Raw genomic sequence first — 24574 nt, 5'->3', positions numbered from 1 at the left:
TGCTATTTTCAACGCTACTTGACGGTTAGTTATGTTCACCATAACCGTGATATGGCCAGTCTCAGGAAGGCTAGACTTCCTAATGATTGCCCCTCTTATCATTACAAATCCGTCTGCAAAATCTAAGTTTAATATATGTTCAGAGTTAACGGTACTTGTTAATTGATAGAACTATATGGCTTTGAAGCTAAGATTAGGTAATTGTGGTGAGCGATTGAATGTCTATAGTGTGAAGCAAAAACCAATTTTCTTATTCTAAATTAATACACAAATGAAGATATTAAAATACGTCACCTTGTCCCTCTTTTTGTTTATCGCCAACTCTTGTTCCGACAATCCTCAAAAGAGCTTAAACCAAATAAAAATGAAATTGTCTGATCAAAAGCACTTTAGCTATTTTCAAAAAGCGTATTACCCTAACCCTATGGGAACATACGATACCTTAAATGCTTCGCTTGTATTTAGTAATGCTGATTCCAGTGCAATAGGCTATGATTTTTTAATAAAATCAGAAAGAGGAGATGAAATATATGCTAATGGGGAATATAGGATAGTAAACCATGCCCAAAAGGAAGTAATTTTTTATCCTTCAGAAAAACAGGAGGAAATAAAACGCCGATTAAATGATAACTCATACATCAATTATTCACCAATAGCCTTACTAAATCAATCGGATTGGAAATTCGATAAAGACACCCTTATTGGTGGGGAATCGTATGGGGATTTTTTTAGAGTTGAAAGTGATACTATTGTAAACGGTAACACAATTTATACAGAGCTGCACATTTTCATTAATAGGAAAGCGAAGCAACTAGAAAGGTTTGAACGCAGAAACTTTTTTAAAGGGGATCTCAATCAAACAATAGTGTATGAATATTCTGACTTTAATGCTGAAAAATCAAGTGTGTCTCTTACTTATGATTATCCAGAGGGTTACAAGTCTGTCGCTTATGGGAGTGAGTATGAAGAGAAGATGCTGGCCCTTGGTCAGGTTGCCCCTAATTTTATAGCCGATGATTTGCAAAATAATACCGTTGATTTAGAAGAGTTCAAGGGTAAAAAAGTACTACTGAATTTTTCAGTAATAAACTGCGGGTATTGCCTTCAAGCCCTCCATCATTTTAACCAAAAGGATTATCAATTGCCAGATAATGTTTTGGCCTTGTACATAAATCCACTTGATTCCAGAAATAAGGTAATCGATTACGTTGAAAAATTTCTTGTCCCTTTCCCCGTAATTGCAGGGGCAAAGAAAATTGCGGAAATGTATGGCGTATCAGCTTACCCTACTTTCATTCTTATCAATGAAGAGGGGCTAATTGAGAAAACCATACTTGGATATGATAAAGTGTTTCTGGACCAATTGAATAATGGTCAATTATAGTTAGACCGTATTCAAGGAAATAAAAGTCACCCATTTTAATTCGGTTTAACCCGGATTATGTAATAGGATTTCCCGTGTTTACGAGAAGTGATGCAATCGCAAGAAAATCGGGCTGTGTGGAGATTTTAGCATAGCACCGCTATGGTGAAATTGAAAACAGCAACGATTGGGTATTTTAAAGCGATTTCAGCAGGTAATAGATTGTCTATTGCATATTTCGGGTTTAAGCAATAGGGTCCGTAGCGATTCCATCGTGTAATAGAAGGGCTATTGCATGTCTCCGAGACATGTATCGATTTCAATTCAGCTTCATACAAAGGGAATGACTTATGGTATTGTTATAGGCTATGTCGTTTTAGGTTTAATTCAGCAAAATCAATTGATTTTCGCATTTTCAACCTATTCATTGAACACTATATAAAAATAAATCATTTTTTTTTAAAAAGTTTTTTTGAGGTGAAATGCAATTTAAGTAAAACGATTTGCAATTAAGGTTTTTTGTAATGGTGTAAATCGTAAAACATTGATTTTCATAGGTGTTGAACGAAGTTTTGCAATTTGTTTTTGCGGATTAAATGTCTCAAGTTTGTCATGTAGTCAAGTGTAAATAACTGCACTGACCATTTTTAATAGCTCTAATTATAGTAAATTTTAAGATTATGAAAAGTCAAAAAAAATTATTGATGGCCCATCTTTTTGCTCTTGTATCCCTTTTAGTGATACTGGCTGTTGCCAATCTTTTGAATTTAAATATTTCTCTTAGTGGAGGAGTTACTTTACTTCATGTATTAATGGTTGTTGTACCTCAGTTGGGTTTTGGTTATTTGTTTTATAACGGTTTGAAAACTGAGAAGAAAGTGTTGAGTTGATTTTTTGATGAACTGTTCCAGCATGATTTATTTCATGCTGGAATCATTTAAAATTTTTTGTAGGATTTTTTGAAACTTATATAGCACCTGATTTTTTTCTTTATTTTTTTAATTTTTTTTTCTTTACTACAACTTAAAGGATTTAATAATACCAATACTCAACCGGTCTCGGTGTAATATTTGGTTTCCATTTAGGTTTTGTGACAAAGGAGTCTGCCAGACAAAACTTAAAGTCCAATCTTTTATGTTCAGGTCTGTTCCGGTCTGTGCAAATACCACATCACCGCCTGTAAGGGCTTGTTTTTCACCCTCCCAAGTATCATTCGCTGAATGTTCAAAATATCCACCAAAGTTGGGGACCAAAATCCAATTGTTTTGAAAGGTGAATTGATGAAAGCCCACAGCAGATCCATTGAAACTGTTTCCAAATTGGTACTCTTGACTCCCTTCAGTGGCTGTTTTATAGCTGAATGAAAGGTTGGCTCCTGTCTTGGTATAGAATAACTGATAGTTCATTCTTCCAATCAAACTCCAAGATCCTGTGCCTGGCTGAATAATTGGGTCGAAAAGTTGCTCGCTATCAGAGACTCTCCTTGATTGTCCGGTTGGGGCGGTGATAGCTATTCCTGGTCGAAATGTATGCCTTGCCTTGGAGTTGTAGATGTAATGGATATAATCAGCAGCTAAAGTCAAGTCTCCCCAACCTTTTACGCTTATGGTGGTGTCCTGAACGGGATTGGGTAGGTCTAGCAATTTTTCATAGTAGACCAGGTTGGACTCATAGGGTAGGAGAAAGGCGAAGTTCCAGTTGTTTTTTAACATGAAGTTTCCTCTAAGTTCCACCGTTTCATAAGTTTCCCAATCCATTTTTGTTTTGTTGACATAGAGCCCTGTACCTTCCGGTTCGTGCATAACCACATGATCAGGGATAGTAGTGGATAACATCCTTGCATTGGGCGTATAGCTATTAGTAGCGCTGTTTTCAAAAACAGCATTTGACAAACCAGCAGTGGTGACTTGGGGAGAGGTATTGCCATATTGATTGTAACCGCTAAAATTACGATGCCTGTAAAAAAGTCCAAAATAGCTTCTGTTTTGCAAGAGGCTGTATTCGAAAAAGTTACAGCTATCACATGCTTTGGACTCTTTGGGTAAAAAGGACAATATCAACAGGGTGATCGCTAAAATAGTGAGTCTTTTCATAGTTTTAAACCTATTTTTGGTAGGCTGGATTTGTAATAAAATTATAATCGTTTAGGCTGTTAATGAAAGCCAGTAATTGTGTTCTTTCAGCTGCATTTAATACAATGCCATTTTCAAGTTGTGGTGCCAAAGTCCCATTGGTCTTAATGCCGCTTTCATAGTGATCCAAAACCTCCTCCAAATTAGTAAACCTGCCATCATGCATGTAGGGAGCTGTGAAGGAAAGGTTTCTCAGAGAAGCAGTTTTATAAGCACCCATGTCCTCGTCTTTGTAGGTGATCCTGTACCTGCCCTGATACAGCCCTTCCAATTCCGGTGGGTCAGGATAGCTGCTGTCTAGTCCATTGTTATGGTAGCTTAAATCAGTAAACAAGCCTTCCTTGTGGCAGCTACTGCAATGTTCTTTGTATACTTCATAGCCCTTCAATTCTTCTGATGTGAGGCTGGCTTCTTCCCTTTTCCATTGGTCATATTTGCTGTCATCGGATATAAGTGTCCGCATAAATTGGGCAAGGGATCTGGCGACGGCTGCGCTCGTAATGCTGTCTGTGGGGAATGCTTCCTGAAATTGTTGAGGATATGTTTCATGACTATTGAGGTACTGAAGTACTTTATTTAAGTCCGCTGCCATTTCGTCAGGATGTGTGAGGGGACCAAAAACCATGGATTCCAGATCATTTGCTCCACCTTCCCAAAAGAGTCCATCATGCCAAGCCAGGTTAAATAAGGCAGGAGAATTCCTATGCAAGGCCAATCCTGAGACCCCAATATTGGTCAATGCCAGTCCATCGCTGAAAGCCTTTTCAGGAAGGTGACATCCTGCACATGAAACTTTTCCATTGGCAGACAGTCCCGGGTCAAAAAACAATGTCTTGCCCAGTTCAACCCCTTCTTTGCTGAGGTAATTTCTTTCCGGTTGGGGAAAGTCCTCCTGCTGAAGACTGGAAGAGGGCACCGGAACAAAATATTCCGGTGCTTTATTTCCCATGTCTTCATTTACAGGCAAGCAGGCGTTTAAAAAACCTGCTGCTAGCAAAATAAAAGACAAACTGATTTTGTAGCAATCCATTTATAGGAAGGGATGACAATGGTTTATTTGATAGAGAAAAGATTCTTCTGGTAATTGTTGGCTACAGTAATGGCCAATGGTCCTCCCATAATACTTGTACTTTCAAGCTCATGAACAACAAGATCACTGTCGCCTGTAAAGAGGCTACTTATTTCGGCCTCAATATCAAGATCAACCATGGCCTGATTGCCCAAAGACAAGCCTTCAGAGCTTAGGTCAAAGGAGAATTCTTTGAAATTAATCTCAGACTCCGGGTCATTGTTGCCAATATGCACTACAAGCCCTCTTCTGTCAGCAGTCTGATATTCCCATTCTCCTTCTAATACCAAAAACTTGTAACCAGTTTTCCAGCTCCAAACCATGTCATTGTTAGGGTCAAGGTCACCTACCTGATCTGTAGATAGGTTTCTTGCCTTGTCAATACCCACATAGTAGGATAATTTGTCGTAGTTAGCCGTAGGTACTTCCAATGAGATTTCCTTTTTTCCCGCTTCATCAATTAGGTAATAGCCATCTGCAACAGTGTAGGAGTTGCCAGTTTGGCTGTTTTCAAAAGTGATATTGGAGATATAGTATTTGAATTTACTTGGGATAAAGCTTTCTCCTGAAGGTAGGGTGTAAGCTTTTCCATCTAATTCCAATTCTTCTCCATTTATAAAATGGGAAAATTCGAAATTCACCTGGATTTCTGCAGGCATTTCTTCCTTATCATCTTTGCAAGAAGTGAAACCTAAAACGACTAATAGTATAATAGCTAAATTTTTCATCATATTTTAATTAAAAGGATCCGAAAATGCCGGATCGGTTATGAATGTCTCGTCTGTTAATGTGTATAAAAAGGCGATAATGGCCTCTTTTTCTTGGCTAGTAAGGTGGAGCTTTACCGGCTCTCCCGGTGTAATGATTTCATTGCTGGCTTCCAGGATAAGGATGTCCAAAGTCGCATTGCTTTCTACATGCTCATTGTAATGGTCCAGTACTTCTTCCAAAGTGTTAAACCTACCATCATGCATATAGGGTGCGGTTAGTGCGATATTCCGTAGCGTTGGCGCTTTGAATTTCCCCTTGTCTTCCGATTTTCCCGTGACCGCCTCTAAGCCCGAATCTAAATTTTCATCCGAATCCAACCCGTTGTTATGAAAACCCAATAAATCGTTTCTGTCCCCTGAAGTCAAAAACCCTAGGTGACAGTCACCGCAGTTGCCACCCCGCAAGGCTATAGATGCTTCCGGATGGGTAAAGAAAAGCTCCATTCCCAACTGCTCGATATCGGTAAGGACAATCTCTTCTTTGATCCATTGATCGAACCTTGAGTTGCCGGAGACAAGCGTCCGCATAAATTGGGCAATGGCCTTGCTGACTAGGTCAGCACTTATTTGGTCTGTTCCAAAGACTGCTTCAAAGCGTGCAGGGTAGTCCGGATCATTTTGTAGCCTTTCTACCGCTTCCTCTATGGGTAAGTTCATTTCAGTAGGATCCGAAATTGGCTGAAGGGCTTGATCTTCCAGGCTTTCTGCGCGTCCGTCCCAAAAGAACCTGGAGGTCCAATGTAAATTGGCCAATGACATGGCGTTCTTTACACCAATGGTGCCATTTACACCGGTGCTAAACTGCTCCCCATCCGTGAAAGCCTTGGACTGTTGATGACAGGAAGCACATGAAATGGATCCGTCAAGAGACAGTTGTTTTTCATAGAAAAGCATGCGGCCTAGCGCTACACCTTTCTCTGTGAGGGGATTGTCGCTTGGGGAAGCAATATTGTTAGGGAAATAATCAGGATGTTGTAATTCAATTTCGGTGTTTTTGGGAAGGGGTTCTTCAACCAATTCTTCCTTACATGCCCAAATTGACATACAAACCATGATTATCCCAATAGAATAAGTAATTGGGTATCGTGACATAACCTTTACCAGCCAATGTAGAATAATAGAAAATGTGACAGGTTGCCCTAAATAAACGTTAAAAAAGCGAGTTTGATTGCAATTTTGGTGTTAAAGCCACCAAGTTGTATGCCTTCTGTTTATCAAGACTTTTAACCAAAAAGACAATAGCTATATTAACTCGTTTTTCAGATTAAATGGCCCACTGTCAAAGAGAATTAGGCAATTGCTTTGGGTGGGTGAAAAATATCTACGAGTTGGGAAACCCTGTTGGCTTCCTGATAGGAAGTTCCGTGATTTAGGCTGGTGGATGGAAGGGTAGTCAATGAAATAGAGGCTTCTTGCAAAATGAAAATGCCAAAGTCTCTATTAAATTCTATGCCTCCTGCTTGGTTTTCTTTTTGGTCCTGGGCCTTTTTTAATTTCTCTGCCAGGAAACATTGCCCATCGCAATGCAGCATGGGTTTGTCTTTATTCACACAAAAGTTCTCAATGATATAAGCGCGGTTGATGGTGAAGTCCATCTGTATGACAGAAAAAACCAAGCCGTTGAGCAAGATCATCAAGGAGAGCGATATGTGAATTAATGCTTTCGCCATTTGAATGCAAAAGTAAGGATTTATTTATTTAAATGCACTTTGTTTGCAAAACTAAAATCACTGCATGATCTTATGATTTTGATCATAATCTCAGCCCTTAAATTTGTATTAGTTTATTAAAAGTAACAGTAATCCGTGTGATAGGGTTCAATGAGGTGAAGTGGAAGAGTTGATTTATCAGGTTATTTTAAGCGTTTAGGGTCAAAGTATAGTTCCTGTTCAACCCCGTCCGGGGTTGTGGTGTTTCAGGTAGATTTCCAACCCGGGTTGCCGCCCACGGCTATTATTATTCAGGCCCTCAAGGTCTGGGATGATGAATATAATAAGTTCAGAATTAACTTGATTATGTAATATTCGGTGAGGGGATTGGCAATATTGGCTGAGGCGTGTCTGGTGGTTGTGATATATTCGGTGGCTACGGTGACTGAGTTGTCTCCGGTGGCTGAGCCTGTCGAAGCCAGCCTGTCGAAGCCAACCTGTCGAAGTCGCTGAATCCGTCGGGTTTAAAACTGCCCAGCTTTTCTAGAAATCACCAATGTTGACGAAGTATTATTTAATAACGAATAAGCTTTCAGGGTGTGAAGTTTTGTAATGAGAGTGGTTTATGGTAAAGCGACCTTGCCCAATTATTTTTTAAGTCACGTAATAATCTGTTCGAAACCTAAAACCCCGATAGGGGTGATATTTTTGTAGCCAGTGGCGTCAGCCACTGGTTTAGTGAAATTATCCGTTAATATGATTTTGGCGGTATTGTTGCTTTTTTTCTGCAACAATGCTGACAAAATCACAACTATTTCTAAAATGGCGAAATCCCTAAACACAGGGTGGGACCCCTATGTTAAAATGCCAAATCAAATCTCAGCCTTGAAAGGTGTAACCGGCATTACAAATGCCTCGTAATCTTTTCAAATGAAAAGTAGGGAGTAGTTCTAAACTACTCCCAGAGGAGTATGAAGTTTTGTAATGAGAGCAGTTCACGGAAATGTGTCCTGTTTTTCAGCCCTGCAGGGGGGGCAAAGTATAGTTCCTGTTCAACCCCATCCGGGGTTGTGGAAATTCAGGTAGGTTTCTGACCCGTGGGTTGCCACCCACGGCTATTATTATTCAGGCCCTCCAGGCCTGTCTGATGCCGCACCAAGTGACGGGAAGACTACTTTTTAAGAATTATTATTTACTAATATGCGGTTCGTATAGATCTGGTGTATTCAGTACCTGCGGTGACTACGATATCTACTTTGACTCCGGTGGCTGAGCCTGTCGAAGCCAGCCTGTCGAAGCCATCGAAGTCGTCGGATCCGTATGTGAATTTCCGATCGCTTTTAGAATCGCTAATATTGAAGAAGTAATATTGGCTTATGATTAAGCTTTCAGGGTATGAAGTTTTGTAATGAGAGCAGTTCACAGAAAAGTGCCCTGTTTTCCAGCCCTGGAAGGGCGAAATATATCAGCCAAGGGTGTCAGCCCTTGGTGAGGAAATTATAGCGCCATCATGATTTTGGCGGTATTGTTGCTTTTTTCTGCAACAATGCTGACAAAATCACGACGTCTATTTCTATCAAAAACGCGCATTAGGGCAAACCAAATCCCAGCCTTGAAAGGTGTAACCGGCATTGCAAATGCCTCGTAATCTTTTCAAATGGATGGTAGGGAGTAGTTCTAAACTACTCCCAGAGGAGCAGCTTAGGGAAAAGCGACCCTTCCCAATGATTTTTTAAGTCACATAATAAATTGTTCGTAATCTAAACCCCGATAGGGGTGATATTATTGTAGCCAGTGGCGTCAGCCACTGGTTTAGTGAAATTATCCGTTAATATGATTTTGGCGGTATTGTTGCTTTTTTTCTGCAACAATGCTGACAAAATCACAACGTATATTTCTTGTCAAAAACGCGCATTAGGTCATTGGGTTAAAATGTGAAACCATATCCCAGCCCTGGATTCTAAGATATATTATTTTCTTCCCTTAACCTGTATTGTTCAAGCCGGAATTTCTCCACACGTTGCCATAAATTTATCCATCAAAGTTTAGAGAGAAATTTTAAACTTTTATATTAGTTATTAAATGATTAAGTTTAGTTCTCTTTCCTTTTTTAAGTGTTGAGAAACTTTATAGGTGACCTTTGATAAGAAAAAAACATTTTGAATAGTTCTTTATATGCTAATTTTTACAAATAATTTATCAGAAAACAGGAATGTTTTTATCATTTTCCTTTTACTATTTTGTTCATGTCAGGGAGAAGCAGACAATAAATTGCTGGAAATAGTAAAGGTTAAAGAATTAAAAGTTACGCCTGAAGTTCTGACCTTCCCTAACCCTGCTTATGTTCATTTGATTGAATCAGATTCAGGGCAATACCTTTTTTACTTGAATCCTACTTCAAAGAGTTTGCAATTTATGAATATGGAAGATGGAAAAGTGGTCAATGAGATCGTTTTTGAAGACGATGGGCCAAATAATATGAGCAGACGTTCCGGAATTGCAGGTCTGGAGAAGGATAAGGTTTGGGCAACGTTTAGGCCGCATGCAATAGGATATTTCAATTATAAGGGCGAAATACTGTTTAAAAAGAAAATACCTTCTGGTGAGGTTGATATTACTTCTATAAGATCGAACTTTCACAAGGAACTTCACCGCTACGGGGATAAGGTTTTTGGTATGCAACCGCTTTTCATGAATCATCATGGGATGAATAAAGAAGACATCCAAAAACATTCTCTGGTCTATAGTTATGATATGGTTTCAGATCAGACCAAGTGGTATGATGTATATTATGCTAAGGATTATTGGGATAGTGGGAAAAAACTATCTGATTTTTCATGGGTAAGAAGAGAGGACAAACTTTATATATCCCCATGGTATGACCATGAAATTCAGGTATTTGACATGGAGCAAGAAAAGGTGACTAATAAGGTTAAAGTTAAGTCAGACCATATCAATAGCTTACATTATGTAAATGAGCTTCCAAGGACGCACGAAGAAGCATTAATCAATAGGTTAAGTCATGATATTTATGGGATAGTTCTTTACGACAAGTATAGGGATTGTTTTTATCGGTTTTTTTATCCAGGATATACTGACGATGAAGAATATCCAATAGATAAACTGTGGATGCTAAGAAATTCAAGGCCCTTAACAGGCGTGATGGTTTTGGACAAGGAATTGAATATAATAGGTGAACATGTCTTTGATAAATTTCAAGTTCATGCTTCTTCTAATGTATTTGTAGGAGAAGAAGGCTTATACCTCTCCCTTAACAATGAAAACAGTCCCGATTATGATGAGGACCATTTAAGGTATATGGTGGTTCGGTTTGATGTGGGCGATTGAGCAAAAGAACTGTTTATAATTAAAATACCTTTGATTTTATTCGTCCTTTTTTGTGAATCCGGCATTACAAATGCCTCAATTTCTTTTAAAATGGATAAATGGGAGTAGTTTTAAATTACTCCTAGGGGGGGGAGCGACCCTTACCCATTGATTTTTTAAGTCACATAATAACCTGTTCGAAACCTAAAACCCCGATAGGGGTGATATTTTTGTAGCCAGTGGTCTCAGCCACTGGTTTAGTAAATTATCAGTTGATATGATTTTGGCGGTATTGTTGCTTTTTTTCTGCAACAATGCTGACAAAATCACAACGTATATTTCTTGTCAAAAACGCGCATTAGGTCATTGGATTAAAATGTGAAACCATATCCCAGCCCTGGATTCTAAGATATATTATTTTCTTCCCTTAACCTGTATTGGTCAAGCCGGAATTTCTCCACACGTTGCCATAAATTTATCCATCAAAGTTTAGAGAGAAATTTTAAACTTTGATATTAGTTATTAAATGATTAAGTTTAGTTCTCTTTCCTTTAAGTATTGAGAAACTTTATAGGTGACCTTTGATAAGAAAAAAAACATTTTGAATAGTTCTTTATATGCTAATTTTTACAAATAATTTATCAGAAAACAGGAATGTTTTTATCATTTTCCTTCTACTATTTTATTCATGTCAGGGAGAAGCAGAGAATAAATTACTTGAAGTAATAAAGGTTAAAGAATTAAAAATTAAGCCTGAAGTTCTGACCATACCTAATCCACCCTATGTTCACTTGATAGAATCAGATTCAGGTCAATACCTTTTTTACCTGAATCCTAATTCCAAGAGTTTACAGTTTATGAATATGGAAGATGGAAAAGTAGCAAATGAAATCATTTTGGAATACGATGGGCCGAATAGTATGAGCAGACGTTCCGGAATTGCAGGGCTGGAAAACGATAAAGTTTGGACAACTTTTAGGCCGCATGCCATTGCTTATTTCAATTATAAGGCAGAAATACAGTTTAAAAAGGACATTCCATCTGGTGAGGTTGATATTACTTATGTAGGATCGAGTTTTCAAAAGGGACTTCACCAATATGGAGATAAGGTTTTTGGCATGCAACCTCTCTTTATGAATCATCACGGGATGAACAAAGATGACATCCAAAAACACTCTCTGGTCTATAGTTATGATATGGTTTCAGATCAGACAAAATGGTATGATGTATATTATGCTAAGGATTATTGGGATAGTGGGAAAAAACTATCTAATTTTTCATGGGTAAGAAGAGAGGACAAACTCTATATAGCTCCTTGGTACGACCATGAAATCCAAGTGTTTGATATGCAGAAGGAACAAGTAACTATTAAGGTGGAAGCTAAGTCAGACCATATCAATAGCTTTTATTATGTAAATGAGATTCCAGGCACACACGAAGAGGGATTATTAAACATTTTAAATAATGATCTATATGGAATAATTCTTTATGACAAGTACCGAGATTGTTTTTACAGATTTTTTTATCCGGGATTTACTGACGATGAAGAGTATGCTATAGATAAATTATGGATGCTAAGAAATTCAAGGCCTTTTACAGGGGTGATGGTCTTGGACAAGGATTTGAATATAATAGGTGAACATATCTTTGATAAATTTCAAGTTCATGCTTCTTCTAATGTATTTGTAGGAGAAGAAGGCTTATACCTCTCCCTTAACAATGAAAACAGTCCCGATTATGATGAGGATCATTTAAGATACATGGTGGTGCAATTTGAGGTGGGGGAATGAGAAGAAGTAGCATTTATAATTAAAATACCTTTGATTTTATTCGTCCTTTTTTGTGAAGCCGGCATTACAAATGCCTCAAATTCTTTTAAAATGGATAATTGGGAATAGTTCAAAACAACTCCCGGATCCCTGTTCAACCCCATCCGGGGTTGCGGTATTTCAGGTAGATTTCTGACCCGTGGGTTTTCACCCACGGTTATTATTATTCAGGCCCTCCAGGCCTGGGATGCTGAGTATAATAAGTTCAGAATTAACTTAATTATGTAATATTCGGTGAGGGGATTGGCAATATTGGCTGAGGCGTGTCCGGTGGTTGTGATATATTCGGTGGCTACGGTGACTGAGTTGTCTCCGGTGGCTGAGCCTGTCGAAGCCGTCGAAGTCGTCGAAGCCATCGAGGTCATCGGTTCCGCCGGGGTAAAATTGTCCAGCTTTTCTAGAGATCACCAACCCTAACGAAGTAATATCTACCGACGAATATGCTTTCAGGGTTTGAAGTTATATAATGAGAGCAGTTCACGGAAAAGTGCCCTATTTTCCAGCCCTGCAGGGGCGAAATATCTCAGCCAAGGGTGTCAGCCCTTGGTGTGAAAATTATAGCGCCATCCTGATTTTGGCGGTATTGTTGCTCATTTCTGCAACAATGCTGACAAAATCACAACGTCTATATTATATCAAAAACGGGCATGAGGTCAAATCAAATTACCCAAACCTGAATTCAAAATACATCAGCCCATGGTGTCAACCCTATATTAAAATGCAAAACCAAACCTCAGCCCTAAAAAGTGGAGCCGGCATTGCAAATGCCTCAATTTCTTTTAAAATGGATAATTGGAAGTAGTTACAAACTACTCCCAGAGGAGTTAAAATTGTCTGGCCTTTTTAAAAATCAGGAATGGGATTGAAGTGATTTTGACTGACGAATAGGCCTTCAGGGTTTGAAGTTATATAATGAGAGCAGTTCACGGAAAAGTGCCCTATTTTCCAGCCCTGCAGGGGCGAAATATCTCAGCCAAGGGTGTCAGCCCTTGGTGTGAAAATTATAGCGCCATCCTGATTTTGGCGGTATTGTTGCTCATTTCTGCAACAATGCTGACAAAATCACAACTATTTACTGGTTTTTTCCAATTGCTTAATCATTACCGCGAAATCCTTGGGGTAAGGTGCTTCTGCACTTATTTTTTCTCCGGAAAGGTCTGTAAAGGAAATGGCAAAAGCATGTAGGGCTACCCGCTGCATTATGGGACGCTCATCGGTGTCTTTTTTCAGGTTAAACTTGCGTTTAAGACTGGATAAGAACAGTGGCTTGCCACCATAAAGCTCGTCCCCACAAATGGGCGCTCCCAAGTAAGCCAGATGAATCCGAATTTGATGCAGACGGCCGGTAATTGGTTTACAGGCAATAAGAGTATGGGCGAAGTAACTTTTGACAGTTTTAAAAATGGTTTGGGCAGGCTTGCCATTGGCCACGATCCGTGCAATGCCATTTTTGCTGGCAGAAAGGTTCCTGTCCACAAGGATACCATCAAAATCATGTATTCCCTCAGCTACCGCATGGTAAACTTTTTCAACTTTTCTGTCTTCAAACTGCATCGCAAGGTTGCGGTAGGCTTCAGGGTTTTTGGCAAAAACCAAACAACCTGATGTTTCCTTGTCCAGTCGGTGACAAACCTGGATGTCCGTAAATTCCAGTCTGGCCAAAGCAAGCATATTTTGCGCCTCATGTCTATCTTCTAGCGTAGGGAAGTAAGGAGGCTTGTTGACTATAAGGTAATCATCAGTTTCTTTAACTACCAATGATTTAAAATCGATCTTTTTCATACCGTTGTGTTTCGATACAAAGTTCCGAAATTAGCCAATAAAAAAAAGCCTATTTGAAAACACTTGGGTTTATTTTTTTGATTTGCCTCCCTGCACCTCCATAACCTTAGTAGCATGAGGTAGCTCAAAACTAAAAACAGAGCCCTTTCCGGGGGTAGAACTGACTGCTATCTTGGACTGGTGTCCTTCTAAAATATGCTTGACGATGGCCAAACCGAGTCCTGTACCTCCTTTTTCTCTAGAACGGCTTTTTTCTACCCTATAAAAACGCTCAAATATACGCTTAAGGTCATCCGGGTGGATGCCTATGCCCTGGTCTTTGACTTTTACCGTGAAATGGTTTTTGTGGTCGTTGATTTGAATGGTAACAGTACCACTGTCTTTATTGTATTTGATGGCATTGGAGACAAGGTTTTGTAAAACCCTGAAAATTTTGTCCTTGTCAGCGTAAGTTTGGTAACTCGTTGCTTTGTCATATTTGAAAATTATATGGATGTCCCTTTTAAGGGCTTTTCCTTCCAATTGTTCTACGACTTCCTGAATGGATTCTTTCAGGTCAAAATTGCTAGGATGAAAGCGAATAAACCCACTTTCAATTTGATTGATGGTAATCAAATCCTGCACCAAGTCTTCAAGGTTGTTAAGGCTTTTGGCTGCTCGTTTTAAAAATTTATCCCTAACGGTATGGTCTTCTACTGCCCCGTCCATTAAGGTGTGGATATAACCCTGAGCTGCAAAAATAGGGGTTTTTAGTTCATGAGAAATGTCAGCAAAAAATTCCCTTCTGAAGGTTTCATTCTTTTGTAAGGTTTCAATTTCTCTATTTTTGGCTGCTGCGTAGTCATGAATATTGGCTTGGATGCTTTTCAGCGGTGGGAGGGAAGCTTTTATTCTGTTGGTAGCCTTAAAGCTGGTGTCTTTTTTTTGAATTTTTTCCAGTACGTTATAGATATTGCCAATTTCTCTGAAGATCAGGTATTCAAGACTGAGATGAATCAGAAGATAGGCAATGGAAAAAGTCAGCGTTCCTGCCGCCAATAATATAATAGAATTGGAAGCCTCCAAAAGGGATAAAAAGGCTACCAATAATAAGGCTATAGAGATGGCAAGCCCAAAAGCAATACCTTTTGAGGTGTTGATCATGTATTGAATTTATAGCCAACTCCTTTTACAGTAAAGATATAATCCTCACCTATTTTTTCTCTAATCTTACGGATGTGTACATCCACCGTTCTGGCTAAAACAAAAACGTCTGTTCCCCAGATATTTTTTAGCAATTCGTCCCTACTAAATACAGTATTGGGGTTTTTTGCCAAAAAGTGCAACAGCTCAAATTCTTTCTTGGGTAGGACAATTAATTGGCCATCCTTCACTAGAGTGAAACTGGTTCGATCGATTACCAAATCTTTAATGGAGATTTTGGTTGTATCGGCTTCTTTTTTTATTTCACGCCGAAACAAAGCCGCAATACGGCTTACGAGTGCTCTTGGTTTAATTGGTTTGTGGATATAGTCATCTGCTCCTACATCAAATGCAGCTACTTCTGAGTATTCCTCTGACCTGGCCGTTAGGAATATAATAAAGGTGTTTTTTAAGTCAGGGTTTTCTCTCAGTTGTCTGCAAGTTTCTACCCCATCTTGATTGGGCATCATGATATCCAATAGGATGATGTCAGGTTTGAATACAGCAGCTTTTTTTACTGCATTGATACCGTCGCTTGCTGAGTTGACCTCATAGCCTTCTTTTTCCAGGTTATAGGTTAGGATTTCAATGATGTCTTCCTCATCATCTACGACCAATACCCTTTGCTTTTGATTACTACCCATTGTTTGAATTCCTTAAAAACAATTCGTTTAAATTTATTCCCAAAGATAAGAATTATAAAAAAACAAATAGATGTATTGACCGTGACCAAGCTCATTCATAGAAGCAGGCAGTCGTAAAAACCAATCTATGTGAATTAAGTTTTAATTTAATGTTAATTAATTGTTTCTTAACCCCTCTGCAGAGACAATTTCCATATTAATAGATCCTACTACCATGCTTGCCTTTATTTTGACAGGAATTCGATTCTCATCTGCCGTAATCCATATTTTTATGGGTTTTTTACCCCTGAAGAGTTTGTTACTTGGCATTTCAGGACTGAAAATATGGGTGTCAAAATCCCCAATATCTGTGGAAATATCATCCATCCCTTCGTATGTTAATTTTAGGTTATAATTTTTCTCGTCAAAAAAACCTTTGATGTTTATTTTATCACCTTTTTTTAACCCTGTGAAATCCATTGTGCGTAGTTGATAATAACCACTGACGATGTCTTGAACCTGGTATGGGATGTCGTAGGTTTTTCTTTTGGTAATTGTTTCATTTTCCCTGTCGAATAATTTCTGGGTGGCCACTCTGTCCTGATGGTCAAAATCAATTATTTCATGTTTTCTATAATTGCCCTCTTCGATGTGCCTATAGGATCGATAAGGTATAATTTGGGCAGTGTCAATATAACTTCCCCAATTGTCTTTTACATAAAATAATTTGAAAATATTAAGGGTTTTGCCATATACATCGACCTTATAAGTGGGTTTTCCATTGATATAGTGGATGTTATCGTCAATGACCATTTTGGCTTCTGCAGCATTGAAGAGAAAATAACTCACATTAAAAGTGAGGGTCTCTCCTTTGGTGAAAGCATCGTTTTTTTTGACCGGGAATTGATTTGTTGAGGCCGTTTGAAAGAACAACAACAATACTATGACAAGAGATTGAAAGTACATGATCATGCCTTTTTTAATTGGTTTACTTCAAAGTTCATACCATTGTGGATTTCAGAGACTGATGTTTGATTATCCAAATGTACTATAATGAATTGCGCTAACAATGGTTATTCAATAGTTGTTAATGATCTCCCTAATGTTTACTTTCACATTAGGAATGAACATTAGTGAATATCTGAAGAGAGACTATGAGTGGAAATACTGAAAAATTAAAAGCCCTCCAGCTTACCCTGGATAAGTTGGAAAAAACTTACGGCAAAGGGACTGTAATGAAATTGAGCGATAATGTGGTACTTGATGTACCTGCTATTTCTACAGGATCCTTAGGCTTGGACATGGCCCTAGGCATAGGAGGAGTACCGAGAGGGAGAGTCATAGAGATATATGGTCCGGAATCATCTGGTAAAACCACCTTGTCTATGCATTGCATAGCTGAGGCACAAAAAGCAGGTGGTCTGGCTGCATTTATAGATGCTGAACATGCATTTGACAAGGCTTATGCAGAAAAGTTGGGGATAGATACTGAGAATTTACTCATCTCCCAGCCCGATAGTGGTGAGCAGGCTTTGGAAATTACAGAGCACCTTATCAGGTCCGGTGCCATTGATATTATCGTGATTGACTCCGTAGCTGCTTTGGTTCCTAAGGGTGAACTTGAAGGTGAAATGGGGGATTCCAAAATGGGACTTCAGGCCAGATTGATGTCTCAGGCCTTAAGGAAGCTTACAGGAGCGATTAACAAAACAGGTTGTGCTTGTATCTTTATCAATCAGTTGAGAGAGAAGATAGGCGTAATGTTTGGTAATCCTGAAACAACCACGGGTGGTAATGCACTTAAGTTTTATGCTTCTGTAAGATTAGATATCCGTAGAATTGGTCAAATAAAAGATGGGCCGGACAATATTCTTGGAAATAGAACCAAAGTTAAAGTAGTTAAGAACAAGGTTTCTCCTCCATTTAAAGTGGTAGAGTTTGACATCATGTATGGTGAAGGTATTTCCAAAGTAGGGGAGATCATTGACCTAGGTGTGGAATTTGAAATCGTCAAGAAGGCAGGTTCATGGTTTTCTTATGAAGGCAATAAATTGGGACAAGGAAGAGATGCAGTGAAAAACCTTCTTTTGGACAATCCTGAATTAATGGATGAAATAGAATTCAAGATTAAAGAAAAAGCTGGTATAATTAAATCAGATAAGGAAAAAGCCAAGTCGAGTAAAAAGAGCAGCAAGGCTGCAGAATAAATTTATTTAGGCTTAAAATAATTATCTCCGGTAGTGGTTGTCACATTCTGATAGCAACTACCGGATCCATTTTGGCTGCCAATGAGGCGGGAATAATTCCGGAAATAATACCTATAGCGGAAGACAATACCAATCCAAGGAGAATATTTTTAAAGGTGAGAATAATCTCCAGGTTGCCCAAAGAGACAAAAGTGGCAGCATAAACAATTAAAAGTCCTGACAAACCACCAATAAGACTTAACACTGTGGCTTCGAATAGAAATTGAAGCAGGATAAAATAATTTTTAGCTCCAAGAGACTTTTGAATACCAATAATTCCAGTGCGCTCTTTTACGGATACAAACATAATGTTGGCGATTCCAAATCCTCCAATTAAAATAGAGAAACCTCCAATTACACCTCCTGCAATAGATATTACGGCAAAGATAGAACCTATAGCGTCTTGGATAAACTCTGATTTGTTTAATGCGAAATTGTTTTCAGCCGTAGGTTTTAATCCTCTTTTTGCCCTCAGCAGCCCTGCCATTTCATTTTCCAGCATCACAAGCCCAGGGTCATCATCCAATCCTTTGGCGGCAATTATTGGCTCTATGCCATTTTTTCCCACATAGAACAGTTTACTGAAAGCACCGTAAGGTACCAATAAAGCCTCGTCCTTGGATGGGGCATCAAATAGTCCTTCACCTTCTTCTACAAAGACACCGATAACGGTGAACTTCAATCCTTTAATTTTAAAGGTTTTCCCAATTGGGCTTTGGCCAGGAAATAGCGCATTCCCAATCTTAACCCCAATTATAGCAACATTTCTTGCTGCATTGATTTCCATTTCTGTAAAAAATCGTCCTTTGTCGATGGGAATGTCGTAGACATCTTTGTGGTTGAACACAACCCCATCCAAATTGGCCATCTCATAAGCGTTACTGCCTGATTTTACTGTTGTTCTGGTATTGGCAGAAATGGTAACTGAGTGGGCACTTTTTAATCGTTCTTCTAAGAAAGTAAATTCAGCATAAGTTCCAGGAGGTCTCCTGAAATACCTCCACCAAGGATAGTTTTGGCCTCCGGCAGCAAATGGGAAGCGGTCAACCCGAACCACATTGCTGCCCAGGAAGGTAAGACTGTCTTTGATGTTTTTTTCAAGTGAGTCCACAAGCGTAAAAACAGCAATGATAGCAAAGATACCTACAGTAACGCCTAATAGAGAAAGGATAGTCCTTGTCAAATTAGACTTCAATGCATCCATCGCGAAGCGAAAGCTCTCCCAAATAAGTCTGAATACGATCAAATTTCAATATTATTTAAAACAATTTGACAATATAAATAGAATCTGGCTTAATTCTTATTAACTTTGCATTTTTTACGATAATTACGTTTAATAGGTATTTCCTAAATATATACATATGAAGTTATCAGATTTCAAGTTTGAAATTCCAAAAAAACTTATTGCCCTTCATCCACCAGAGAACAGGGATGAGTCCAGATTGATGGTCATTCATAAAGATACTGGTAAAATAGAACATAAAGTTTTCAAAGATGTCATCGATTATTTTGATACAGGGGATGTATTTGTAACCAACAATACTAAAGTATTTCCTGCCAGACTTTATGGTAATAAAGAAAAAACCGGTGCGAAGATCGAAGTCTTTTTATTAAGAGAACTCAATCAGGAACTTAGGCTATGGGATGTTTTGGTAGATCCTGCCAGAAAAATAAGGGTTGGTAACAAGCTTTATTTTGGGGACAGTGATTTGGTAGCTGAAGTGATTGACAACACTACTTCAAGAGGCCGAACCATTCGATTTCTTTTCGACGGTACTGATGAGGAATTCTACAAGACCATAGATACGCTTGGTGAAACGCCTATATTGAAAGATTTTATTGAAAGGGACGTAGTAGATGCAGACAGGGAAAGGTATCAAACCATCTTTGCTCAGCATGTAGGTGCTGTTGCTGCTCCTACGGCAGGTCTTCATTTTACCCCTCATTTGATGAAACGCCTTGAAATAAAAGGTGTGGAGGTAAGCCCTATTACCTTGCATATTGGATTGGGAACATTCAGACAAGTGGATGTAGAAGACCTTACCAAGCACAAGATGGATTCTGAAAATTATGACATTCCTCAAGAAACAGTTGACTTGGTCAATACTGCTCTGGACCAAAAGAAAAGGGTTGTTTCTGTAGGGACAACTTCATTGAAAACAATAGAGTCTTCTGTTACTGCCAATGGTAGATTGAAATCTAGCAGTGGATGGACAGATAAGTTTATTATTCCTCCATATGAATTCAAAATCGCAAATGGATTGATTACCAATTTTCATTTGCCTGAGTCTACTTTATTGATGACAGCGTCAGCCTTTGGTGGTTATGACCTTATCATGAAAGCTTATCAAGAAGGAATCAAGGAAAATTATAAATTCTTCAGTTATGGAGATGCAATGCTTATTATTTAGTAGCAATTTCTTTGGAGTTAATAATAAGAAATGCCCTGTCAGGATTAAATGACAGGGCTTTTTTATTGACGATTATTTAGCTAATACCTACTTCTTCTTCAAAAAGCTCTAAAGCCTCTGGTTTTCCAACCACATAAACAATGTCTCCCAATTTGACCTTGGTATTGCCGGTGATTTCTGTTACTGTTTTTCCATCTCTTTTTATAGCTACTAAATTAATTCCGGTGTTTCCTCTCAGGTTGCTGTCTTTTAATGATTTACCTATATAAGTGCCATGGTCTTTTTCGATTTTTATCCCAGCAAAGTTTATTTCAGGAATGTCCAAGGTAGGTACTGAGCTGTCATTTGATGGGGTACGGAAAACCTCATAATTGTGGTGTCTCACATCGTTGGTAAAATCATCAATCTCTCCTTTTGGAACGAGGTACTTGTACAGTACCCTTGTGAATATTTCTATTGACGTTTCAAATTCTTCAGGAATCACCTCATCAGCGCCTTGGTTGAGCATAGATTCGATCTCATTGACGTACCTTGTTCTTACAATTATAAATACACTTTGAGAAGCTGTCCTGATGTTCTCAATTATTCCACTCGTGGCAGGTTGGTTTGAAATGGCAATAACGGCCACCCTGGCTTTGTGAATTTGAACATGCTCCAATACCACAGCATTGGCCGCGTCACCATATACAATGGGTTCGCCTTTTGCTGCCTCTACTTTTACAGTTTCAGGGTTCATCTCAATAATTACATAAGGGATTTTTGCCCTTTTCGCTGCTCTGGAAAGATTTCTCCCATTCAAACCATAACCTATGATGACCAAATGGTCATTAAGCGAGTCTTTTTCAAGGTTAAGCTCAGGAACCTGAGTTTTTTCTTCAAGTTTTTTCTTGAATTTCTGAGGCATAGGAATGTTAAGTACTTTGCAAGCGAGATTTTCCCTTTGCTTGAGCACAAAGGGGGTGATGATCATTGTCAATATTGAGATGGCCAAGAAGAACTGATAAGTAGTATTGTCCAGCAATTCATATTTCAAACCTTCTTTAGCAAGCAAGAGCGAGAATTCACCCACTTGGAAGATAGAAAAACCCACTATAAAGGATTCTTTGTAGCTCGTTCCTAAGGACTTTACAGCTAAGGAGGTAACCGTGAATTTTACCACAAAAGTAAGGGCTACCAAAGCCAATATAAGCAAGAAGTGTTCGGCCAAAAAACTGATATCAAACAACATCCCTACCGAAACGAAAAAGAAACTCAGAAATATTTCTCTAAAGGGTAAAATTTTACCCGTGGCGTGGTGGCTATACTCGGATTCACTGATAATCAAACCCGCCAAGAATGCCCCCAAACCAAGGGATAGACCAAGTAAAGACGTGACATAAGCAACAGCAAAACATGTTACGATGATGCTTAAAAGGAAAAGTTCTTCATTTTTTGTCTTGGCCACCCTGTACAATAACTGAGGGATAAGGTATTTAGCACTGATGATGGTGAGAACGATTACCAGGCCTCCCTTAAGCGCAAGGTAAAAGAGCGATAGGAGGACATTGTCAGACTCTCCGGCAAGCATAGGGGTGAATAGTACCAATGGGACAATAATGATGTCCTGGAAGATCAAAATGGCCAAGGTGGTACGTCCTGAAATGGTATTTACCTGTCCAGACTCCTGCAACAACTTTAATACAATGGCGGTACTACTTAATGCAAAGAGGAAACCAAAGAATACAGCGATGTTCCAATCAAAACCAAACAGGTAACTGATCATTGCAGTGACTCCAATGGTAAGGGTCACCTGTAGGCTTCCCCCAATAAATACAGCCTTTTTAATGGCCATTAAGCTTTTAAGAGAAAACTCTAGGCCGATTACAAATAGCAATAAAATTACGCCTATCTCTGATAAAACTTCCACAGCAGTGGAAGCATATACAAGGGAGAGTCCATAGGGACCTGCAATGGCTCCGGTGAGTAAGTACCCAATAATGGTGGGTAACTTGAGTCTCATAAAGAGCAAAATTACTAAGGTAGCTAAGCCAAAGATTACTACTATGTCGGACAGTAAGGGTAATTCCGCAACTGCTAATATAAAAGAGTTCATAGTTATAGGAATTGAAACAAATGGGTTTGAATATACTATAATAAAGAGAAAACAGTGCTAAGGAATCGTTATGAAAATAATTGATCCAAGAAGAGATTGCCCAAAGGACTGTTTTGTTTATTCAGTAAGCTAAACCTAAACGCTTATAAATGAAATGCATCAGCCATGCAGGGCCGATTAATAGGAATTGTAAATCCTTTAAGAAAGAAGGTTTTTTGCCTTCAATTTTATGTCCATAAAATTGGAAAATCCAGGCGACGATGAAAAGAACGGTGCAAAAAAGCCATAGGGGGAAAGGTAAATACAAGGTTAATAAGTCCGCAACAGACAAACATACTGCTGAAAATAAAAACATACCTAAGGCCAAAGGAAAAGAGAGGGTAACATAATAGTACAAGACAAGAATTAAAGTGACAGTGGCCCAATTGGTGAAATTACTCAACAAATAATCCAAACTTGCTAAAGGTCCTGGCGGTATACTGTATATCAGTCCAACAATACTGAAAAAGATGGCAGGAACACAAAACCAGTGAATGATTTTATTGGTTGGGTTTTGATGGCTGGTGCCATATTCTATTAATAGACTGTCTATTTTCCTCATATTTATTCGTTTATGGTGGGAAAAGTACCTATAAGGTAAAAATTATTCCGAGAAAATCATACCATTTCTTCAAGTGAAATTTTCTTCATAGACTTTTAACCCGAAATATCAATGTCGTTTAGTTAAGGAATTTTTATTATTTTTAGGAAAGAAAAGGGAGCGTAGTTTTTTTGAAAATAATCTAACAACAATCAAGTCCTTTTCCTTTTCGAAGGACTTTTTAAAACTATTAAAAAACAATATAGAAAATGGATTAACACGCGATAGGTTCCGTACGACTAACACAGCGTTTGTTCGTCAGCGGTGTTTGGGTTTTACAGATCTTATCTACTTCATGTTGGGCCTGGGTAAATCGAGTGTTCAGCAAGAACTTGATAATTTTTTTTCCGACAAATCGGTCAGCTATTCCAAAGGAGCATTCAGTCAGCAACGATCCAAACTAAACCCCAAGGTGTTTACATGGCTCAATGAACAACAATGTTCTTTTTATTATAATAAAGCCAGCCATATCCGTAAATGGAAAGGTTTTCGGCTTATAGGTATCGACGGCAGTACTTTGCAGCTTCCTTACAGCAAAGAATTGGCAAAAGGTTTTGGCCATTTCGAAACCCGGACTGAAAACGGGAGAAAAGTAGTGTTAGCCCGTGTTTCCCAAGCCTACGATGTACTCAACCAAATCAGTATAGATGCCAAGATCAAACATTACAGGACAAGTGAACTTGCTCTGTGTGAAAGTCATCTTCCCTGTCTAGGGCCGGGCGATCTGCTTATAATGGATAGGGCTTATGCGGCCTTTTGGCTCATGTCCTCATTGGTTCAGCAACAGAAATCCTTTGTCATCAGGGTAAAGGCAAACAGATGGAAACATGCAAAGGCATTTTTAGCATCTACCCAAAAACAGCAGATCATAGAGGTGTCCCCTTCCAAAGAGGCCTTAAACAGGTGTAGGGAAAGGAATATTCCTACTGAGGCACTCAAGTTAAGGCTCGTACGGGTACCGATTGCATCAGGAGAAGACCATATATTGATAACCAACCTAGTTGACCATAAGAAGTACCCTGTCAAGGAAATACGTGAGCTCTACAGGAAAAGATGGCCTGTTGAAGAGTCTTTCAAGCTACTCAAAACTAGGGCGGAACTTGAAAACCTGAGCGGAAAGACGGCCAGGGCCGTTCTCCAGGATTTTAATAGAATCATTCTCAGGGCCAACTTGAGCAACATTCTCAGTAAAACACTTACCAAAAAAGGGATTGACTACTGTAATAAAAAACGGAAAAACACTTATCAGATCAACAGAACCCAGGCGTATCGTAAAACCAAATCTATAATTGATCAACTCAAACAAGGAATGGACAAAATCATTGGAAAAATATCTGATTATGCTTTCAAACTGTTGCTTCAACTTGAAATAATACGGCCCAACAGGTCAGTTCCTAGAATAAAAAGGTATACTGCCAGACCCAGTAATTTTATAACTTATAAACCTTAACTAAACGAC

General features: G+C 38.7%; 20 protein-coding genes. 8 read left to right on the top strand and 12 right to left on the bottom strand.

Annotation, left to right across the window (positions count from 1 at the left end; all coding sequences use genetic code 11):
• Positions 1 to 271: 271 nt before the first annotated feature.
• Both CA2015_RS02210 and CA2015_RS02205 read left to right on the top strand, forming a co-directional pair.
• Positions 272 to 1384, top strand: a complete 1113-nt coding sequence (locus CA2015_RS02210) for a peroxiredoxin family protein (protein ID WP_048640409.1) — start codon at positions 272 to 274, stop codon at positions 1382 to 1384.
• Between the two features lie 659 nt (positions 1385 to 2043).
• Positions 2044 to 2253, top strand: a complete 210-nt coding sequence (locus CA2015_RS02205) for a hypothetical protein (protein ID WP_048640408.1) — start codon at positions 2044 to 2046, stop codon at positions 2251 to 2253.
• Positions 2254 to 2379: 126 nt separating this feature from the next.
• Here the strand turns inward: CA2015_RS02205 and CA2015_RS02200 are convergent, their stop codons facing one another.
• The 5 genes from CA2015_RS02200 to CA2015_RS02180 all read right to left on the bottom strand — a co-directional run bounded on the left by CA2015_RS02200 (position 2380) and on the right by CA2015_RS02180 (position 7004).
• Complete coding sequence (locus CA2015_RS02200) at positions 2380 to 3456, bottom strand: hypothetical protein (protein ID WP_048640407.1); 1077 nt, start codon at positions 3454 to 3456, stop codon at positions 2380 to 2382.
• A gap of 10 nt (positions 3457 to 3466) precedes the next feature.
• Complete coding sequence (locus CA2015_RS02195; RefSeq protein ID WP_048640406.1) at positions 3467 to 4525, bottom strand: cytochrome-c peroxidase; 1059 nt, start codon at positions 4523 to 4525, stop codon at positions 3467 to 3469.
• A gap of 23 nt (positions 4526 to 4548) precedes the next feature.
• A complete protein-coding gene (locus CA2015_RS02190; protein WP_240477915.1) occupies positions 4549 to 5295 on the bottom strand; it encodes an MbnP family protein in 747 nt (248 codons plus the stop codon).
• Between the two features lie 3 nt (positions 5296 to 5298).
• Positions 5299 to 6378 carry a cytochrome-c peroxidase gene (locus CA2015_RS02185; protein ID WP_240477914.1) on the bottom strand — a complete coding sequence of 360 codons (1080 nt, stop codon included), beginning with the start codon at positions 6376 to 6378 and terminating at the stop codon, positions 5299 to 5301.
• A 245-nt stretch (positions 6379 to 6623) separates the two neighbouring features.
• Complete coding sequence (locus CA2015_RS02180) at positions 6624 to 7004, bottom strand: hypothetical protein (RefSeq protein ID WP_048640404.1); 381 nt, start codon at positions 7002 to 7004, stop codon at positions 6624 to 6626.
• 2154 nt (positions 7005 to 9158) lie between these two features.
• Here CA2015_RS02180 and CA2015_RS02175 point away from each other — a divergent pair.
• The 3 genes from CA2015_RS02175 (at position 9159) to CA2015_RS02165 (ending at position 12941) form a co-directional block, all read left to right on the top strand.
• Positions 9159 to 10331, top strand: a complete 1173-nt coding sequence (locus CA2015_RS02175) for a DUF4221 family protein (protein WP_048640403.1) — start codon at positions 9159 to 9161, stop codon at positions 10329 to 10331.
• A 596-nt stretch (positions 10332 to 10927) separates the two neighbouring features.
• Positions 10928 to 12100 carry a DUF4221 family protein gene (locus CA2015_RS02170; protein ID WP_048640402.1) on the top strand — a complete coding sequence of 391 codons (1173 nt, stop codon included), beginning with the start codon at positions 10928 to 10930 and terminating at the stop codon, positions 12098 to 12100.
• 505 nt (positions 12101 to 12605) lie between these two features.
• Positions 12606 to 12941, top strand: coding sequence for a hypothetical protein (locus CA2015_RS02165; protein WP_048640401.1), 336 nt, complete (start codon positions 12606 to 12608; stop codon positions 12939 to 12941).
• Between the two features lie 266 nt (positions 12942 to 13207).
• Here CA2015_RS02165 and CA2015_RS02160 read toward each other — a convergent pair whose 3' ends face one another.
• The 4 genes from CA2015_RS02160 to CA2015_RS02145 all read right to left on the bottom strand — a co-directional run bounded on the left by CA2015_RS02160 (position 13208) and on the right by CA2015_RS02145 (position 16698).
• On the bottom strand, positions 13208 to 13921 hold the full coding sequence (locus CA2015_RS02160) for an RluA family pseudouridine synthase (RefSeq protein ID WP_048640400.1): 714 nt from the start codon (positions 13919 to 13921) through the stop codon (positions 13208 to 13210).
• Between the two features lie 69 nt (positions 13922 to 13990).
• On the bottom strand, positions 13991 to 15064 hold the full coding sequence (locus tag CA2015_RS02155) for a sensor histidine kinase (protein WP_048640399.1): 1074 nt from the start codon (positions 15062 to 15064) through the stop codon (positions 13991 to 13993).
• Positions 15061 to 15747 carry a response regulator transcription factor gene (locus tag CA2015_RS02150; protein WP_048640398.1) on the bottom strand — a complete coding sequence of 229 codons (687 nt, stop codon included), beginning with the start codon at positions 15745 to 15747 and terminating at the stop codon, positions 15061 to 15063. The genes CA2015_RS02155 and CA2015_RS02150 overlap by 4 nt, the downstream gene beginning before the upstream one ends.
• Before the next feature lie 156 nt (positions 15748 to 15903).
• Positions 15904 to 16698 (bottom strand): DUF3108 domain-containing protein, encoded by a 795-nt coding sequence (locus tag CA2015_RS02145; protein ID WP_157470252.1) that lies wholly within the window; start codon positions 16696 to 16698, stop codon positions 15904 to 15906.
• 182 nt (positions 16699 to 16880) lie between these two features.
• On the opposite strand from CA2015_RS02145, the gene recA reads away from it, so the two are divergent.
• Positions 16881 to 17933 (top strand): recombinase RecA, encoded by a 1053-nt coding sequence (gene recA, locus CA2015_RS02140; protein ID WP_048640396.1) that lies wholly within the window; start codon positions 16881 to 16883, stop codon positions 17931 to 17933.
• 40 nt (positions 17934 to 17973) lie between these two features.
• On the opposite strand, the gene CA2015_RS02135 is transcribed toward recA, so the two are convergent.
• A complete protein-coding gene (locus CA2015_RS02135; RefSeq protein WP_048640395.1) occupies positions 17974 to 19218 on the bottom strand; it encodes an ABC transporter permease in 1245 nt (414 codons plus the stop codon).
• 115 nt (positions 19219 to 19333) lie between these two features.
• Here CA2015_RS02135 and queA point away from each other — a divergent pair, with 115 nt between their 5' ends.
• Positions 19334 to 20383, top strand: a complete 1050-nt coding sequence (queA, locus tag CA2015_RS02130; RefSeq protein WP_048640394.1) for a tRNA preQ1(34) S-adenosylmethionine ribosyltransferase-isomerase QueA — start codon at positions 19334 to 19336, stop codon at positions 20381 to 20383.
• Positions 20384 to 20459: 76 nt separating this feature from the next.
• Here queA and CA2015_RS02125 read toward each other — a convergent pair whose 3' ends face one another.
• Together CA2015_RS02125 and CA2015_RS02120 are read right to left on the bottom strand one after the other, a co-directional pair.
• Positions 20460 to 22475 carry a monovalent cation:proton antiporter family protein gene (locus tag CA2015_RS02125; protein ID WP_048640393.1) on the bottom strand — a complete coding sequence of 672 codons (2016 nt, stop codon included), beginning with the start codon at positions 22473 to 22475 and terminating at the stop codon, positions 20460 to 20462.
• A 121-nt stretch (positions 22476 to 22596) separates the two neighbouring features.
• Entirely contained in the window at positions 22597 to 23076 is a 480-nt protein-coding gene (locus tag CA2015_RS02120; RefSeq protein ID WP_048640392.1) for an Mpo1 family 2-hydroxy fatty acid dioxygenase, read from the bottom strand.
• Between the two features lie 190 nt (positions 23077 to 23266).
• Between CA2015_RS02120 and CA2015_RS02115 the strand changes: the two genes are divergently transcribed.
• Positions 23267 to 24565 carry an IS4 family transposase gene (locus tag CA2015_RS02115; RefSeq protein ID WP_316934228.1) on the top strand — a complete coding sequence of 433 codons (1299 nt, stop codon included), beginning with the start codon at positions 23267 to 23269 and terminating at the stop codon, positions 24563 to 24565.
• Positions 24566 to 24574: the final 9 nt, after the last annotated feature.

The organism is Cyclobacterium amurskyense (genome assembly GCF_001050135.1).
Taxonomy (GTDB): domain Bacteria; phylum Bacteroidota; class Bacteroidia; order Cytophagales; family Cyclobacteriaceae; genus Cyclobacterium; species Cyclobacterium amurskyense.
The sequence above is the reverse complement of the archived record's forward strand: the minus strand, read 5'-3'. Positions and strand labels throughout refer to the sequence as shown.

Coding starts and splice junctions, on each gene's coding strand:
- CA2015_RS02120 (WP_048640392.1), bottom strand. CDS start 23,076: ATGAGGAAAATAGACAGTCTATTAATAGAATATGGCACCAGCCATCAA.
- CA2015_RS02175 (WP_048640403.1), top strand. CDS start 9,159: ATGCTAATTTTTACAAATAATTTATCAGAAAACAGGAATGTTTTTATC.
- CA2015_RS02210 (WP_048640409.1), top strand. CDS start 272: ATGAAGATATTAAAATACGTCACCTTGTCCCTCTTTTTGTTTATCGCC.
- CA2015_RS02205 (WP_048640408.1), top strand. CDS start 2,044: ATGAAAAGTCAAAAAAAATTATTGATGGCCCATCTTTTTGCTCTTGTA.
- CA2015_RS02155 (WP_048640399.1), bottom strand. CDS start 15,064: ATGATCAACACCTCAAAAGGTATTGCTTTTGGGCTTGCCATCTCTATA.
- CA2015_RS02145 (WP_157470252.1), bottom strand. CDS start 16,698: ATGATCATGTACTTTCAATCTCTTGTCATAGTATTGTTGTTGTTCTTT.
- CA2015_RS02195 (WP_048640406.1), bottom strand. CDS start 4,525: ATGGATTGCTACAAAATCAGTTTGTCTTTTATTTTGCTAGCAGCAGGT.
- CA2015_RS02190 (WP_240477915.1), bottom strand. CDS start 5,295: ATGATGAAAAATTTAGCTATTATACTATTAGTCGTTTTAGGTTTCACT.
- CA2015_RS02125 (WP_048640393.1), bottom strand. CDS start 22,475: ATGAACTCTTTTATATTAGCAGTTGCGGAATTACCCTTACTGTCCGAC.
- CA2015_RS02160 (WP_048640400.1), bottom strand. CDS start 13,921: ATGAAAAAGATCGATTTTAAATCATTGGTAGTTAAAGAAACTGATGAT.
- queA (WP_048640394.1), top strand. CDS start 19,334: ATGAAGTTATCAGATTTCAAGTTTGAAATTCCAAAAAAACTTATTGCC.
- CA2015_RS02185 (WP_240477914.1), bottom strand. CDS start 6,378: ATGTCAATTTGGGCATGTAAGGAAGAATTGGTTGAAGAACCCCTTCCC.
- CA2015_RS02165 (WP_048640401.1), top strand. CDS start 12,606: ATGAGAGCAGTTCACGGAAAAGTGCCCTATTTTCCAGCCCTGCAGGGG.
- recA (WP_048640396.1), top strand. CDS start 16,881: ATGAGTGGAAATACTGAAAAATTAAAAGCCCTCCAGCTTACCCTGGAT.
- CA2015_RS02200 (WP_048640407.1), bottom strand. CDS start 3,456: ATGAAAAGACTCACTATTTTAGCGATCACCCTGTTGATATTGTCCTTT.
- CA2015_RS02150 (WP_048640398.1), bottom strand. CDS start 15,747: ATGGGTAGTAATCAAAAGCAAAGGGTATTGGTCGTAGATGATGAGGAA.
- CA2015_RS02170 (WP_048640402.1), top strand. CDS start 10,928: ATGCTAATTTTTACAAATAATTTATCAGAAAACAGGAATGTTTTTATC.
- CA2015_RS02180 (WP_048640404.1), bottom strand. CDS start 7,004: ATGGCGAAAGCATTAATTCACATATCGCTCTCCTTGATGATCTTGCTC.